This window comes from Paraperibacillus esterisolvens, assembly GCF_046237625.1.
GTDB lineage: Bacteria > Bacillota > Bacilli > Bacillales > DSM-1321 > Paraperibacillus > Paraperibacillus esterisolvens.
Genome location: NZ_CP143545.1, coordinates 1,036,884 through 1,051,686 on the forward strand (window position 1 = coordinate 1,036,884; position 14,803 = coordinate 1,051,686).

15 protein-coding genes are annotated in these 14,803 nt (G+C 47.5%); 10 read left to right on the forward strand and 5 right to left on the reverse strand.

Features of this window, described 5'->3' with window-relative positions; all coding sequences use genetic code 11:
• Positions 1–88: 88 nt before the first annotated feature.
• Positions 89–931 (forward strand): YitT family protein, encoded by an 843-nt coding sequence (locus tag V1501_RS05300; protein ID WP_409291788.1) that lies wholly within the window; start codon positions 89–91, stop codon positions 929–931.
• A 61-nt stretch (positions 932–992) separates the two neighbouring features.
• Here the strand turns inward: V1501_RS05300 and V1501_RS05305 are convergent, their stop codons facing one another.
• The gene (locus V1501_RS05305; RefSeq protein WP_409291789.1) at positions 993–1,127 is read right to left on the reverse strand and encodes a competence protein; all 135 of its coding nucleotides are present in this window, start codon (positions 1,125–1,127) and stop codon (positions 993–995) included.
• Positions 1,128–1,236: 109 nt separating this feature from the next.
• Positions 1,237–2,055 carry a Cof-type HAD-IIB family hydrolase gene (locus tag V1501_RS05310; RefSeq protein ID WP_409291790.1) on the reverse strand — a complete coding sequence of 273 codons (819 nt, stop codon included), beginning with the start codon at positions 2,053–2,055 and terminating at the stop codon, positions 1,237–1,239.
• 154 nt (positions 2,056–2,209) lie between these two features.
• On the opposite strand from V1501_RS05310, the gene yjfP reads away from it, so the two are divergent.
• The 5 genes from yjfP (at position 2,210) to mobB (ending at position 6,323) form a co-directional block, all read left to right on the forward strand.
• The gene (gene yjfP, locus V1501_RS05315) at positions 2,210–2,977 is read left to right on the forward strand and encodes an esterase (RefSeq protein ID WP_409291791.1); all 768 of its coding nucleotides are present in this window, start codon (positions 2,210–2,212) and stop codon (positions 2,975–2,977) included.
• An 89-nt stretch (positions 2,978–3,066) separates the two neighbouring features.
• A complete protein-coding gene (locus V1501_RS05320) occupies positions 3,067–3,375 on the forward strand; it encodes a metal-sulfur cluster assembly factor (RefSeq protein WP_409291792.1) in 309 nt (102 codons plus the stop codon).
• A 113-nt stretch (positions 3,376–3,488) separates the two neighbouring features.
• Positions 3,489–4,508, forward strand: coding sequence for a GTP 3',8-cyclase MoaA (gene moaA, locus V1501_RS05325; protein WP_409291793.1), 1,020 nt, complete (start codon positions 3,489–3,491; stop codon positions 4,506–4,508).
• 22 nt (positions 4,509–4,530) lie between these two features.
• Positions 4,531–5,802 carry a gephyrin-like molybdotransferase Glp gene (gene glp, locus V1501_RS05330; protein WP_409291794.1) on the forward strand — a complete coding sequence of 424 codons (1,272 nt, stop codon included), beginning with the start codon at positions 4,531–4,533 and terminating at the stop codon, positions 5,800–5,802.
• Positions 5,799–6,323 (forward strand): molybdopterin-guanine dinucleotide biosynthesis protein B, encoded by a 525-nt coding sequence (gene mobB, locus V1501_RS05335; protein ID WP_409291795.1) that lies wholly within the window; start codon positions 5,799–5,801, stop codon positions 6,321–6,323. The genes glp and mobB overlap by 4 nt, the downstream gene beginning before the upstream one ends.
• A 34-nt stretch (positions 6,324–6,357) precedes the next feature.
• Here mobB and V1501_RS05340 read toward each other — a convergent pair whose 3' ends face one another.
• From V1501_RS05340 to V1501_RS05350, 3 genes are all read right to left on the reverse strand, one after another.
• Positions 6,358–7,761 (reverse strand): sigma-54 interaction domain-containing protein, encoded by a 1,404-nt coding sequence (locus V1501_RS05340; RefSeq protein ID WP_409291796.1) that lies wholly within the window; start codon positions 7,759–7,761, stop codon positions 6,358–6,360.
• Positions 7,762–7,856: 95 nt separating this feature from the next.
• Positions 7,857–8,642 carry a 3-hydroxybutyrate dehydrogenase gene (locus V1501_RS05345; protein WP_409291797.1) on the reverse strand — a complete coding sequence of 262 codons (786 nt, stop codon included), beginning with the start codon at positions 8,640–8,642 and terminating at the stop codon, positions 7,857–7,859.
• A 30-nt stretch (positions 8,643–8,672) separates the two neighbouring features.
• Positions 8,673–10,118 (reverse strand): GntP family permease, encoded by a 1,446-nt coding sequence (locus V1501_RS05350; protein ID WP_409291798.1) that lies wholly within the window; start codon positions 10,116–10,118, stop codon positions 8,673–8,675.
• A 424-nt stretch (positions 10,119–10,542) separates the two neighbouring features.
• Here V1501_RS05350 and argC point away from each other — a divergent pair, with 424 nt between their 5' ends.
• Genes argC through V1501_RS05370 form a run of 4 tightly spaced genes read left to right on the forward strand, consistent with a single transcriptional unit; the run spans position 10,543 to position 14,769 of the window.
• Entirely contained in the window at positions 10,543–11,577 is a 1,035-nt protein-coding gene (argC, locus tag V1501_RS05355; RefSeq protein ID WP_409291799.1) for an N-acetyl-gamma-glutamyl-phosphate reductase, read from the forward strand.
• Positions 11,578–11,591: 14 nt separating this feature from the next.
• Entirely contained in the window at positions 11,592–12,824 is a 1,233-nt protein-coding gene (gene argJ / locus V1501_RS05360) for a bifunctional ornithine acetyltransferase/N-acetylglutamate synthase (RefSeq protein ID WP_409291800.1), read from the forward strand.
• On the forward strand, positions 12,824–13,618 hold the full coding sequence (gene argB, locus V1501_RS05365; protein WP_409291801.1) for an acetylglutamate kinase: 795 nt from the start codon (positions 12,824–12,826) through the stop codon (positions 13,616–13,618). Before argJ ends, argB begins: the two co-directional genes overlap by 1 nt.
• Positions 13,615–14,769, forward strand: a complete 1,155-nt coding sequence (locus V1501_RS05370; protein WP_409291802.1) for an acetylornithine transaminase — start codon at positions 13,615–13,617, stop codon at positions 14,767–14,769. The genes argB and V1501_RS05370 overlap by 4 nt, the downstream gene beginning before the upstream one ends.
• Positions 14,770–14,803 lie beyond the last annotated feature (34 nt).

The following is a 14,803-nucleotide window of genomic DNA, read 5'->3' on the forward strand; positions in this document are numbered from 1 at the left end:
GGACACAAAAAAACAATCCTATAGAATAGGATTCACTCCTATTGGGTAACCAAAGTAATGTTTGCTCTAATGAGATTGGGGGTTCACCATGATTTACGCAGAAACAAAAAAAATCATCATTGTCATTCTGGGGGCACTGCTTAACGCTATATCAATGAATTTATTCCTGATTCCGGCTAAAGTCTATGCGAGCGGCTTTACCGGTCTTGCACAGCTCTTGTCGAACCTGCTTGCGAGCTTTGCTCCTTTTGGGATCTCCACAGGAATCCTGCTGCTTCTATTAAACCTGCCGGTCGCATTTCTTGCGTGGAAAAAAGTAGGGAAGCTTTTCACCTTTTACAGTCTGTTGAGTGTCGGTTTCAGCACCATCTTCCTGGAAACCATCCCGGTGAGGGAGGTTTCTCCTGATATTCTGCTGAATGCTGTTTTTGGAGGTGTCATTGCAGCTGTGGGAATTGGTTTTACCCTGAAATATGGGGCTTCAACGGGCGGCCTTGATATTGTGGCCATGATTCTGTCCAGGATGAAGGATAAGCCCATCGGAACTTATCTATTCAGCTTGAACGCATTAATCATCCTTACGGCCGGTTATGTGTATGGCTGGGAAAAAGCATTGTATACCCTGGTTGCCCTGTATGCTTCCACAAGGGTCGTCGATGCCATCCATACTAGATATGAGAAGCTGACTGTGATGATCATCACGAAGAAGCCGGATGAAATGAAAAATGCCATATATGCGAAATTTGTACGCGGCCTCACGCTTATCCCGGCCAGGGGCGCATTCACCAATCAAGATAAAAATATGATCATGATTGTCATAACAAGATACGAGCTGTATGACCTGGAAAAAGTCATTCATGAAATCGACCCGGCGTCCTTCACCAATATTGTGGAGACGGTCGGCATACTAGGCCAATTCAGGAAAGATTAAAAAACGAGCCCCGCATACACGCGGGCTCGTTTTTTGGGTACAGCCGGAAGAAAATCAATTGTCAAAGCTGATGCTGGGCTGAGTTCCGCTCTTCTGCCTCTGCAAGGGTCATCCGATAAGGGATCTTCAGGCTGTGCTGTGTAACCACATCTTTGCCGTGCTGTACAAAACGCCTTGATTTATTGCGTTTTCCCAATAGAATCCCCTCCGCTTTGCAGTGTTGGACACGAAATCCGTGTCTTCCCTAGTGTAGCCGGCAGAAAGGTCGGCTACACCCAGTAAAAAATCCCTTGACGGGGCATTAATCAAGCACTCTTCTCCTTAAAAAATTCCTCCAGGAAGACAGCAATCCCATCCTCCTCATTGGATAAGGTAATTTCATTTGCGATACCTTTCAGGCCGCCGATTCCATTCCCCATTGCCACACCACAGCCAGCGTATTCAATCATTTCAATATCATTATCCTCATCTCCAAAGGCAATGATCCGCTCTCGGGGAATATTCAGGTAATTTGCCACCCTTTGAATTCCCACTGCCTTGTTGAGACCTTTTTTAACAATTTCGATCACATGGAATGGATCTGCCCAGCGCCTGTGCTCTATAACCTCTGCGTGCACTTCCTGAAGATGGTCCCTGATGGCATGGACAAATTCTTCCTCAGTATGTATCAGCATGCTGGTAGGAGGCTCAACAAGGAATTTCCGCAGGTCTCCGGTCGTGATCCGGGGCTTGCCCATATTAAAGATGTCCATCATCTTTTCGTCATGATAGTGGAAATAGACATCATCACGCACTTCAGCGATGATATTGTGAAATTTAAAACCGCTCAGCGCCTCCACAATATCTTTGGATACTTTAATGTCCAGGGGTGAATGGTAACTTCCCCAGGCTGTGTCAAGCGGGTGGTGGACAAAAGCTCCATTGAAGTTGACAATAGGGGTATTCAGCCCGGCTTCATGATAATACATTTCACTGGAGCGGAAGGGCCTTCCTGTCGCGATCATCACCTGATGACCCTGATTCATCAGCCCATTCAGTACGCTTTTAGAGCGGGGAGAGATTGTTTTATCATTCTTTAATAATGTTCCATCCAGATCTAATACGATTAAATGCTGTTCCTTCATATACTCTTCCTTTCAACACTGTATTGCCCTTATAATACTATGGCTTTGTTAATTTGATTCTAGACTAAAGTTAAATCTTTTTCCATTGTATGATAAATCATGTATGTTAGTATTATGAACATGAAAAGTCTGGACTGGAGCAGGAGGAGACGGCTTGATTGGTATCAGCAAGGAAAGTATTGACCATATTCCTGTATTGCATATAGTTAAACACACCAAAAAGCGTGATAAACTTCCTTTGATTATATTTATCCATGGAATTACAAGCGCAAAAGAGCAGAACCTGAATTATGCCTATCTTCTTGCAGAGGAAGGCTTCCGTGTAATCCTTCCCGATGCACTCCACCACGGTGAGCGTACAACCGGTAAAGACGGCGGCAGGCTGAAATATTCATTCTGGGAAATTGTGCTGCAAACCATCAGTGAAATGGAAACCATAAAGGACCATTATCAAAAGCTTGGTTTGATTGACCCGGAACGGATCGGTGCTGCAGGCACTTCAATGGGTGGAATCATCACCCACGGGGCGCTTGCACGATATGACTGGATCAAGGCGGGGGTAAGCCTTATGGGGAATCCAGCTTATGTGCGGTTCGCAAAAAAACAGATTGAGCATCTGAAGCTCTCGGGCATCGACATTCCGCTCAGCGAGGCAGAGCTTGATCAGCTATACAGCACACTTGGAGAGTATGACCTGACACTCCAGGCCGAGAAGCTTTCCGGAAGACCTCTTATGTTCTGGCATGGAGGAAAAGATCCTGTCGTCCCCTATGAGGATGCCTATCAATTTTATGAATCAATCCTGCCTCAATATGGAAACGATAAAGAAAGCATTTCCTTTATCCTGGACGAAGAGGCTGAACATAAGGTGACAATGGAAGGCCTGCATGGCACCCGTGACTGGTTCAGGCGCCATTTATAAGGATTCTATAAAAAATACACGCATGAACAGGCCTGATTTGGGATATAGACAAATATAAGGATGTTCAACAAATTAAAGGAGAGATTTTTGTGGATCAAGATTTAAAAGATAATTTAATGGGGGCCCTTGAGCAGGTTGTTGACCCCGAAATTGGCATAGATATTGTGAACCTTGGATTGGTTTATGATGTGGATATGGATGAGAGCGGTGAAACGACCGTTACCATGACCCTTACATCCATGGGCTGTCCGCTGGCCGGCACAATAGTAGACCAGGTAAAGACTGCGCTGGAAGATATACCAGAGGTGAAAAATACGGAAGTGAACATAGTCTGGACACCTGTCTGGAATAAGGACATGATGTCAAGATACGCCAAAATTGCCCTGGGCATACGGTAATTCAATCGAAGAATATGCATCCCACCAAAGCGCGGGATGCATTTTTACAAGAAGAGCAGAATGTATCGCATCAAAATATAGATTAATCAGCATCAGGGGAGGAGGAGAATCACATGGCCCAGAATTCAGCAGCAGCTGATACGTTCGATAGACCGCTCCGGGACTTAAGGATTTCTGTCCTGGACCGCTGCAATCTCCGCTGCCAGTATTGCATGCCTGCCGAGATTTTCGGTGACGATTATAAATTCCTGCCGCGGGAGGAGCTCCTTACATATGAGGAGATTGAACGGACAGCAAGGATATTCGCCGGGCTTGGCGTTGAGAAGATCAGGCTGACCGGTGGCGAACCTTTATTAAGAAGAAATCTGTCCAGCCTGATTGAGAAGCTGACTCAAATAAGCGGCATTAAAGATATTGCTCTGACAACAAACGGGATTTACCTGAAGAAGTCGGCCCAAGCCTTGAAAAAGGCCGGTCTCCAGCGTGTAAATGTCAGCCTCGACAGCCTGGAGGACAAACTCTTCAAGGAAATCACCGGCAGGGCACTGGGAGTCCAGTCCGTATTGGATGGAATTGAGGCAGCAGTTCAGGCTGGCCTTGAGCCGAAGATCAATATGGTCGTAAAAAAGGGGATGAATGACAGCCAGATCCTGCCGATGGCTGAGTACTGTAAGGCGAATGGCTTGAATCTCCGCTTTATCGAGTTCATGGATGTAGGGAACACGAATGGCTGGAAGCTGGACTCAGTCGTAACCAAAAAAGAAATCCTGGAAATGATCACATCCAGGCACGCTGCGGAGCCGGTAGAGGCCCATTACTATGGAGAAGTGGCCAAGCGGTATCGTTATAAAGATGGAGGATCTGAGTTCGGTTTTATAACATCTGTAAGTGAATCGTTCTGCTCGACCTGTACAAGGGCAAGGCTTTCGGCAAACGGACAATTCTATACCTGCCTGTTCTCAAGCCAGGGCTTCGACCTGAAGGAGCTGCTCCGTTCCGAAGCGTCGGATGAAGAGGTACGGGAAGTCATCCAGGGGATTTGGAACCGGAGGACAGACCGCTATTCTGATGAGCGGGCAGAAGGGAAGAACACAGGGAAAAGCAAAATCGAAATGTCCTATATAGGCGGTTAAATAAGTTTAGGGAGAGTAGAGCATGCTTGAAAAAAGAACACCCATTCCAATCGGCGAAGCATTGGGAAAAATCATGCAGATCAAGGCAGAAGGCGAGATAGAAACAGTCCCGCTACGGGAGAGCCAGGACAGATATTTAGCGGAGGATATCGAGGCCCTGCACGATGTACCGCATTTTAACCGGTCTCCCTATGATGGCTTTGCCCTGCGTGCTGAAGATACCCTTCTGGCAGGCAGGGAAAATCCAGTTGAATTCGAAGTGATTGAAAGACTGGCGGCAGGAATGTCACCTGAAAAGACCGTCGGCCCTTTCCAGGCAGCAAGAATCATGACCGGCGCCATGCTGCCCGAGGGAGCAGATACAGTTATCATGCTGGAACTGGTCTCTGAGTTTGTAAAAGGCGGAAGTGATTACATATCCATTAAACGTAAGCAAAAGAGCGGGGAAAATGTTTCATTTAAAGGTGAGGATGCAAAAAAGGGAGAAAAGCTCATCAAAAAGGGGACAAAAATCAACCCGGGTGTAATAGCAGTTCTGGCTGCCTTCGGATACAGCGAAGTAAAGACCGCAAAAAGGCCGGTTGCGGGACTCTTTGCAACCGGTACAGAGCTTCTTGAAGTAAAAGATCCGCTGGTGCCCGGTAAAATAAGAAACAGCAATGCATCTATGATTGAGGCTCAGGCCAGGAGAGCGGGAGGGGAAGCCGTTTATTTCGGCCAGCTTCCAGATGACCTGGAAATCTGCTTCGAGGCTGTTAAGAATGCACTGGATAAAGTAGACATCCTGATTACAACCGGAGGGGTATCTGTAGGTGACTTTGATTTCATGCCGCTTATATACGAGCGGCTGGGGGCGGAAGTCCTGTTCAATAAAGTCGCCATGAGACCCGGCAGTGTCACAACTGTAGCCCGCCTTGGAGATAAGCTCCTTTATGGTTTGTCCGGGAATCCTTCCGCCTGTTATGTTGGCTTTGAGCTTTTTGTGCGCGGTATGTTCAGAAAGAAGCTGTTTGTTGAAAACCTCTATCCCAATAAAGAAAAAGCCTGGCTGAATGCGGATTTCCCTAAGCCGAATCCATTCACAAGGCTGATCAGGAGCAGATGCCTGATCAAGGAGGGCAGGCTCTTTGCCGAGCCATCGGGCCTTGATAAATCCAGTGTGGTCATGAGCCTGGCTTCTGCTGATTCCCTCATTATCCTGCCGGCAGGATCAAGAGGCTATCAGAAGGATGACGAAGTAGAGGTGCTGCTCCTTGAGGACTTTGAAGGAAGCGGAGTGTGGGGAGAGGAATGACAAGAATTTTCCAGGTGTGCGGCTTCCAGAATACCGGGAAAACCTCAGTTGTGACGAAAGTCATTTCTCATTTTGCTGCCGTGGGTATCAAGGCTGCAGTGCTTAAGCACCATGGGCATGGAGGGAAGCTTGCTGTGGGGGGCTATCAGAAGGACTCTGAGCGCTACCTTGAGGCTGGGGCACATGTATCCCTTGCCGCAGGGGGAGGAAGCTTTCAGGTGCTTGCTGATGGAGTGGAGCTGGACCTGATGACCCAGCTTAAGGTTGCAGCCTGCCTGGAACCGGATCTTATCTTGATTGAGGGATATAAGATGGAAGGGTTTCCTAAGATTCTGATGATCAGGGAAGAGAAGGACCTTGCCCTGGTGGAGAAGACTATGAATGTTAAAGGAATCATAACCTGGCCGGAAGCTATAATAGATAATTCAAAAATAGGAGACATCCAGCATTTTTCATTGGAAGATCCAAGACTTGCAGAGAATGTCTGCAGACTGATACTGGAAACAGGTTCCGAGTTTTGAATAAACATAAGCCCGCCATTCCCGCGGGCCAGCCTTATGTGAATTTATACTGCCTGCATTTATCGTAGAAGCTGGTCTTGCCTATGCCGAGCAGGCGCGCGGCTGTCTGTTTATTGCCGTCTGCCTGGCTTAATGCCGCCATTAAGGCTTCCTTTTCAGCATCTGCAATGATTTCTTTAAGCGGTTTAATGGTTGTGGATTTCATCCGGCCGTATTCGGGATATCCCGGCAGGGCGGGCGGAATCTCCTGGTCACGCAGGTACAGTGGCAGATGGTTGAGAAGGATCTCTTGTCCGTCGAGGACATTAATTGCCCTCTCCAGTACATTTTCAAGCTCCCTTACATTTCCGGGCCAGCTGTGGCTGCACAGTGCCTCCCTGGTCGCCTGTGATAAAGCGATCCCCTGTTTATGGAATCTTTTTTCCAGTTTGTTCAACAGAATTTCTGCGATTGGGAGGATATCGTTCTTTCTTTCTCTTAAAGGAGGGATTTCCACTTTTATGACATTCAGCCGATAGTATAAATCCTCACGGAATCGTCCTTCCCCTACCATCCTTTCAAGATTCCGATGGGTAGCTGCAATGATCCTCACATCAACAGGCCTTGGTCCCTGTCCGCCGACTCTTTCGATTTCTTTTTCCTGCAGAACGCGCAGCAGCTTGCTCTGCATCATGAGCGGCATATCGCCTATTTCGTCCAAAAAGACCGTGCCAAGATGGCCGAGTTCAAATTTCCCCTTCTTGCCGCCTTTCTTTGCTCCTGTGAAGGATCCTTCTTCATAGCCGAATAGCTCCGATTCCAGCAGGTTTTCGGGGATGGAGGCACAATTCACTTTTATGAAGGGGAAAGGGGCTCTGCTGCTGTTCCGGTGGATACTGTGGGCGAAGATTTCCTTCCCAGTCCCTGATTCCCCAATCAAAAGGATGGAGGATCTGCTATATGATCCCCTCTCTGCCAGATTCCTGGCCTCGACAAAGCGGGGATCTTCACCTGCCAGATCACTGAATTGATATTTGCTCTTATACTCACCTTCGAACTTGCGCTTATAATACTGCAATTCTTCCAGCAGCGGCTGAATTTTCCCTGAATATTCCTGCCATTCACCTGGATTCCTGAAAATGACCGTACCTGCAGCGCCAACAAGCTCGTTATTTACATAGAGGGGATATCTGTTGGCAATCATCTCACTTCCCTTGATAGGCTGAACCGCGGAAAGCTCAGGAATTCCGTTTTGTGCGACTATATGCATCCTGGTGTTTTCAATGACTGAGTGAACCGGCATACCTATTGCATCCTGCTGCTCGATGCCGAGGAAGTCGCAATAAGCGGAATCCATATACCTGATGATTCCTTCCCTGTCTACAATAACAAGCCTTTCTGCTACCAGGCCTACAACTTCTTTAATCCATTCAATTGGAAGCACATCAATGCCCTGCATATAAAAATCCACCTTATTGTTTTAATATAGGCTATTATACAAGCAGATAGCAGGGCAGACCAATATAAACTTAAAATTCTAAAAATTTATTTATGTCATTGTGCTGTATAGCCGCCGTCTATCACACATGCCTGGCCGGTAATTCCGCCGGCCAGCCCGCTTGCAAGAAATACAGCATAATCCGCAACCTCCTGCACCTCAAGGAGCCTCTTTTGAGGGACCAGCGGATACAGAACTTCCTCAATCACTTTTTCGAGGGGCACTTTCCTCGTCCTGGCAAGGTCCTGCAGCTGGTTTTGGACGAGTGGCGTATTAACGTAGCCGGGGCACAGGGCATTGACAGTGATGGAATGCGGGGCACCTTCAAGCGCAGCTACCTTCGTCAGGCCGATCAGTCCGTGCTTTGCGCTATTATAGGCAGCCTTTCCTGCAAATCCAACCAGACCGTTAATTGAAGCCATATTTATGATCCTGCCTGATCCCTGTTCTTTCATGATCGGGAAGGCATGCTTTATCGCCATGAAAGGAGCGGTCAGCATGACCTTCAGCAAAAATTCAAATCTTTCCGTCGGAAAATCCTCGAGCGGTGAAACATGCTGGAGCCCGGCATTGTTCACCAGTATATCCAGACTTCCAAAATGGGATTTTGTTTTTGAAAGAGAATTTTCCAGATCCGCTTCCTTTGTTACATCGCAGGCCAGTCCCAGGGTAGAATACCCCTGTTCGGATAGGGAATCTGCCGTTTCCCGGGCAGCCTCCCCATTCAGGTCAGAGAAGACCACATTAGCTCCTTCTGCTGCAAATGCCCTTCCCAATTGCTGGCCAATACCGCTTGCTGCGCCAGTGATAAATGCAGTTTTTCCCCGCAAAGATAAATCCATAAGAGTTTCCCTCCAAAAATACTATACTTTTTATCTCCATCCAGTAAGGCTGTACAAGCCGATAATCAGGAATACAGTCAGAGTCTTTAGGATGGTTATCGCAAAAATATCCTTGTAAGACTGCCTGTGGGTCAGGCCAGTAACGGCCAAGAGGGTGATGACTGCCCCGTTATGGGGAAGTGTATCCATCCCGCCGGACGCCATGGATATTACCCTGTGCATGACTTCAGGGGGAATGTTCAATTCATTGATGGCGGCAATATATTTATCTGACATGGCCGCCAGGGCGATTCCCATTCCGCCCGAAGCAGAACCGGTCACACCGGCAAGTGCAGTAGTAGTAATCGCACCATTGACAAGTGGATTGGTAAAGGTTTCGGAAATCCCCTTGCTGACTGCTGTGAATCCAGGCAGGGAAGATATAACACCCCCGAATCCATATTCAGCGGCCGTGTTCATTACTGCAAGCAGGGCACCGCCGATGCTAAGGTTAAGGCCGGCCTGGAAGTCCGTGGTTACTCTTTTCCAATCAAACAGCAGGGCGGCGATGATTCCTATCGCAAGCGCCATTTCGACCGACCAGATAGCCACCACTGCAGGCGTCTCCAATTTAACGACTGTACTCAGCCCGATGGCGGAGAAGTCAAAACCATCCGGATACCATTTTGGGATATTGATGGTGAATAGTTTATTGGTGACACCTACAAGAATAAGGGGAACAAAGGCAAGGATCTTGCGGGCTGTACTTTCTTCTTCTGCCGGCAGTCCACTTCCTTCCTCCTCCGGAAGTCTTGCTGCTGTCCCTGAATTCCCTGCCGCAAGCTCTCCTCCAAAACCTGTATAACCTTCACCCCGTGCCGCCGCTTTTTTGCGCTGGCGCTCTAAATAGACCATACCGGCTGCGAGGATGAATAGCCCGCCAATGATCCCGAGGACCGGGGCTGCATAAATATCAGTCTTAAAGAATGTAGTCGGGATGACATTTTGTATCTGTGGAGTCCCGGGGAGTGCATCCATTGTGAAGGTAAAGGCTCCAAGGGCAATCGTGCCGGGTATCAGGCGTTTAGGAATATTCGCTTCGCGGAACAGATTCGCAGCAAACGGATAAACCGCGAAAACCACTACGAACAGGCTGACACCGCTATAGGTAAGGATCGCACCCAGGAGAACAATGGCAAGCATGGCCCTTTTGGCACCTACCAGCCTTGCGATGGTTCTCGCAATGGAAGCGGCGATGCCGGACATTTCAACTACCTTTCCAAAAATCGCACCTAAGAGAAAAACCGGGAAATACGACTTGATAAAACCAACCATTTTTTCCATGAATATGTTGGAGAAGAATGGCAGTACATAATGGGGATCTGTCAGCAATACAGCAAACAGGGCACAGATGGGAGCAAAAAGTATGACGGAAAATCCCCTATAAGCCACAAACATCAAGAGGCACAAAGATAATAAGATAATAACGAACTCCATAGATATCCTCCCTAATTCCGTTGTTTTGGTAAGCGCTTACAAATATACACTGAGTATACAGTCCTTTTTTTCCTTTTCCTCCTTTCTCTGGTTTTGTCCCCTGCGCTGCAGGGTAAAACTCATAATGATTCAAAAAAATTCATGAAGATTCATTATGATTGTTTTTATTCATGATACTTATATGCAAGTTCCGTGCCAAAACAGGGGAGGTGTTATTTCAAGAGATGATTTTTTTGAATATTCCGGTATTTCGGAAAAAGTAAAAGGGAATCGTACATAAATCCGGAAAATTCCGGGATTGCGGAAATAGTTAATGAAATACACATAAATACATAAAAATTCATTTGCATTTATTTTTATACAATCATATAATGTATAATTAATATATGAATTAAAATGGAATTCATTTTGGAGTTGATGATGGTTGAAGGTGTCGATCATAGGTGCAACAGGATATGGAGGAGCTGAATTGGTAAGGCTGATCAGCAATCATCCGCATATGGAGATAGCCGGGCTGCATTCCTCCTCGCGGACAGGACATGAATATGCGGCTGAATATCCACATTTTATGTATAAAGTTGAAGAAATGCTGCAGGAAATCAATCCGGAAAAAATGGCAGAAGAATCAGACCTCGTTTTCCTTGCTGCCCCTAATGGTGTTTCCGCGGAACTTGCCCCTCAGTTCCAGAGTCTGAACACTAGAGTAGTAGATTTATCCGGAGACCTTAGAATCAAAAACAGGGATGACTATAGGGATTGGTACAAAATGGAGCCTGCTCCGGAAGAAATACTGAGCAGTGCTGTTTACGGCCTTCCCGAATGGAACAGAGAAAATACAGCAGATGCAAAGATCATTGCCAATCCAGGCTGTTTTCCCACTGCTGCACTTCTTGGGCTTGCCCCGCTGCTGCAAAACTATGATTCTATTGAAGATATCATCATTGATGCAAAAACTGGGGTTTCCGGTGCCGGAAGGTCGCTTTCGGCAGGGGCCCATTTCAGTGAAGTTAATGAAAACTTTAAAATATATAAAGTTAACCGGCATCAGCATACTCCGGAGATTGAACAGCAGCTGCAGGCGTGGAATCCAAAAGCTCCTCCCGTCAGCTTTTCTGCGCATCTTGTCCCGATGACCCGGGGAATCATGACTACCATGTATGTCAAGGGAGATGGACCAGGTGATGCCGCCAGACTTTGGAGCCTGTATAAGGAAACATATGAACATGAGCCGTTTGTCAGAGTTCATCCAAATGGGAGTTTTCCATGCACAAGGCATGTATACGGCTCAAACTACTGCGATATTGGAACCTCTTATGATGAGCGTACAGGAAGAATCATGATCATTTCAGTGATTGACAATCTAGTTAAAGGAGCAGCCGGCCAGGCGGTCCAGAATGCCAATATCATGTTTGGCTTTAAGGAAGAGGACGGATTGTTAAGCCTGCCGCTCTATCCATAAAACAGGAGGCAGAAATGAAGACAATCAAAGTAACGAGCAGACTCGAAAAGCTAGAAAAGGGCAATATTCTCTCACCTCAGGGATTCAAGGCTGCCGGTGTTCATGCAGGCCTCCGCTATTCGAAAAAGGATCTTGGTATCCTCATTTCAGAAGTTCCGGCTTCCTGTGCAGCAGTTTATACAAAAAATGCAGTCATTGCAGCACCTTTGACTGTAACCAAGGAAAGCATCGCAGCCGAAGGGCGCCTGCAGGCCATTGTCGTGAACAGTGCCTGTGCCAATGCCTGCACAGGGAGCAGGGGGTTGAAGGATGCCTATGAGATGAGGAAGTCTGTCTCTGAGAGATTTTCAATGCCTCAGCATATGGTTGCCGTAGCCTCCACTGGAGTGATTGGGGAATATCTCGATATGGAGAAGATCGTCAGCGGAATACAGGCCCTGGAGCCGTCTGGCGAGCCTCTGGATGCGGATGATTTTGAGACCGCCATCTTGACGACGGATACGAAAACCAAACATACCGGCTATTCGATTGATATAGATTCTGTCAAAATAACAGCAGGCGGCGCAGCCAAAGGTTCAGGAATGATCCATCCCAATATGGCTACCATGCTCGGCTTCATCACCACGGATGCCAATATTGACTCTGTCTCACTGCAGAACGCACTGTCTGAAATCACAGACAAAACCTTCAATCAAATTACTGTGGATGGAGATACATCCACCAATGATATGGTCATTGTGATGGCAAATGGCAAAGCAGGGAATTCCATACTTAATGAGAGCCACCCGGAATGGGAGAAATTTGTCTGCCTGCTTCAGCAGACTTCTGAGGATCTGGCTAAACAAATTGCACAAGACGGTGAGGGGGCGACAAAGCTTATTGAAGTCAATGTATCAGGATGCCTGACAGACGAGGATGCACAGAAGGCTGCCAAAACGACGGTGGGGAGCAATCTGGTGAAAACGGCTGTGTTCGGGGCGGACGGGAATTGGGGCCGTATCATTGGCGCTCTTGGGAGAAGCGGTATCCGCTTCAATCCGGATCTTGTGACCATATACTTTGGAGAGACTGTGGTCTTGAACCGGGGAGAGCCCATGCCTTTCTGTGAAGAGACCGTGACGGAATATTTAAAGTCAGAGTCGGTCGTGATCAACATCCTGCTTGAGGAAGGAACGGGCAGGGGAACTGCCTGGGGCTGCGACCTTACTTATGATTATGTCAAAATAAATGGGAGCTACCGGTCATAATGGATCATGGAAAAAAGATCATCGTCATAAAATGCGGAGGAAGCACGCTTCATTCGCTTTCTCAAGCATTCTTTTCAAGTCTTTTAGAGCTGCAGAAGGGCGGCTATGAATTGGTGTTTATCCATGGCGGCGGACCGGATATCAATGAGGCACTCGAAATGTTCCAGATCAAACCGGAGTTCAGGGACGGCCTGAGGAAAACTACTAAAGAGGTCATGGAAACAGTCGAGCTGGTCCTGGCAGGGAAGACGAATCGGAAGCTTACCGCCATGCTGCTCGAGAATGGGCTTCGGGCAGTCGGTTTGAATGGATCGGATGGACTGATCCAGGGTGAGGTTATCGATGAGGAGGGACTTGGACTGGTTGGCAGAGCATCCTCTGTCAATCCGGATTTATTGCACGTCATGCTTGCCTCAGGTTTTGTGCCGGTGGTCACTCCGATTGCGGCAGCGGGCTCTGAAAAATTAAATATAAATGCCGATATGGCTGCCGGTGCAGTGGCAGAAGCGCTACAGGCTGAAATGTGTCTGTTCATTACCGATGTGGACGGAGTGCTTAAGGATGGAGAATTATTAGAAACACTGACACTCTCGGAATCAGAAGAGCTGATTGAAGATGGAACAATTTCTGGAGGGATGAAGCCAAAGGTTGAAACTGCCTTATCCGTTTTAAAACAGGGAGCAGGCAGGGTGATGATTGCCAGCGGAAAAAAGAAGTTTTATGAACGCGGCTATTTTATAGGAACTGTATTTTATCCCGATAAACATCACACGGGGAAGGAGGCTTCATTATGAGCAACTTATTTCCAACATATCCGAGGTGGAGCATCAACCCCGTAAAAGGAAGCGGAGTGTACTTAACAGATGACAGCGGAAAAAGGTATCTTGATTTTACATCAGGCATAGGAGTTCTGAACCTGGGACATTGCCATCCGGGAGTAAGCGAAGCTGTCAAGGCTCAGTTAGACTGTCTATGGCACACATCCAATTTATTCCCTTCCGGCATCCAGGAAGAAACGGCATCACATCTTGCGGGGCTTTCCGGCTTAAGAAGAGTGTTCTTTGCAAACAGCGGGGCAGAAGCGAACGAAGCTGCCATTAAGCTCTCCCGCAAAGCCACAGGAAGATCAAAGGTTATTACATTTTTGCAGTCCTTTCACGGAAGGACCTTTGCAGCGATGGCGGCGACTGGCCAGGAAAAGGTACGCACTGGTTATGGGGATATGCTGCAGACATTCCACTATGCTAAATACAATGATATCCAAAGTGTAGAAGAGGCGGCAGACAGTGATACAGCAGCCATCATGCTTGAGGTAGTACAGGGGGAGGGCGGCATCCATATTGCTGATCCCCAGTTCCTGAAAAGAGTGGAGGAAATCTGCAGGGAAACCGGAGCGCTCTTCGTCATTGATGAGATACAGACAGGAATTGGGCGGACAGGAAAACCGTTTGCCTTTCAGCACTTTGACCTGAATCCCGACATTATAACACTGGCCAAGGGTCTTGGAAACGGTCTGCCTGTAGGAGCTATGTGCGGCAGGGAAGAGCTTGCAGAAGCCTTTGGACCTGGCAGCCATGGCTCGACCTTTGGAGGCAATCCGGTCTGTCTGGCATCTGCCAGGGCTGTGCTTGAAGAAATAGGCAGAGCGGACTTCTTGAATGATGTGGAAGATAAAGGGAGATACCTCAGGAAAAGTCTTGATGATGCATTGAAGGATTGCAGTGTCGTCAAGGAGATCAGGAACCTGGGATTAATGGCGGGAATAGAATTAAACGAAGAAGCCGGACCCTATTTGAATGCCCTGCAAAATCTTGGATTACTTGTTCTGACAGCAGGCACCCATGTATTAAGGCTGCTGCCGCCGCTCACTGTTTCAACTTCGGAAATAGATGAAGCTGCCGGTTTAATAGCAGAGGTGCTTGCGAAGAAGCCCCAGGCTGTTTGAAGGAAGGAGCCAAGGGCTCTTTTACTGGAGGTTA

Excerpts from the sequence above, each read along its gene's own strand:
- V1501_RS05370 (WP_409291802.1), top strand. The coding sequence starts at position 13,615 with ATGAGCAACTTATTTCCAACATATCCGAGGTGGAGCATCAACCCCGTA.
- argB (WP_409291801.1), top strand. The coding sequence starts at position 12,824 with ATGGATCATGGAAAAAAGATCATCGTCATAAAATGCGGAGGAAGCACG.
- V1501_RS05310 (WP_409291790.1), bottom strand. The coding sequence starts at position 2,055 with ATGAAGGAACAGCATTTAATCGTATTAGATCTGGATGGAACATTATTA.
- V1501_RS05340 (WP_409291796.1), bottom strand. The coding sequence starts at position 7,761 with ATGCAGGGCATTGATGTGCTTCCAATTGAATGGATTAAAGAAGTTGTA.
- glp (WP_409291794.1), top strand. The coding sequence starts at position 4,531 with ATGCTTGAAAAAAGAACACCCATTCCAATCGGCGAAGCATTGGGAAAA.
- V1501_RS05345 (WP_409291797.1), bottom strand. The coding sequence starts at position 8,642 with ATGGATTTATCTTTGCGGGGAAAAACTGCATTTATCACTGGCGCAGCA.
- V1501_RS05350 (WP_409291798.1), bottom strand. The coding sequence starts at position 10,118 with ATGGAGTTCGTTATTATCTTATTATCTTTGTGCCTCTTGATGTTTGTG.
- mobB (WP_409291795.1), top strand. The coding sequence starts at position 5,799 with ATGACAAGAATTTTCCAGGTGTGCGGCTTCCAGAATACCGGGAAAACC.
- argJ (WP_409291800.1), top strand. The coding sequence starts at position 11,592 with ATGAAGACAATCAAAGTAACGAGCAGACTCGAAAAGCTAGAAAAGGGC.
- moaA (WP_409291793.1), top strand. The coding sequence starts at position 3,489 with ATGGCCCAGAATTCAGCAGCAGCTGATACGTTCGATAGACCGCTCCGG.
- V1501_RS05300 (WP_409291788.1), top strand. The coding sequence starts at position 89 with ATGATTTACGCAGAAACAAAAAAAATCATCATTGTCATTCTGGGGGCA.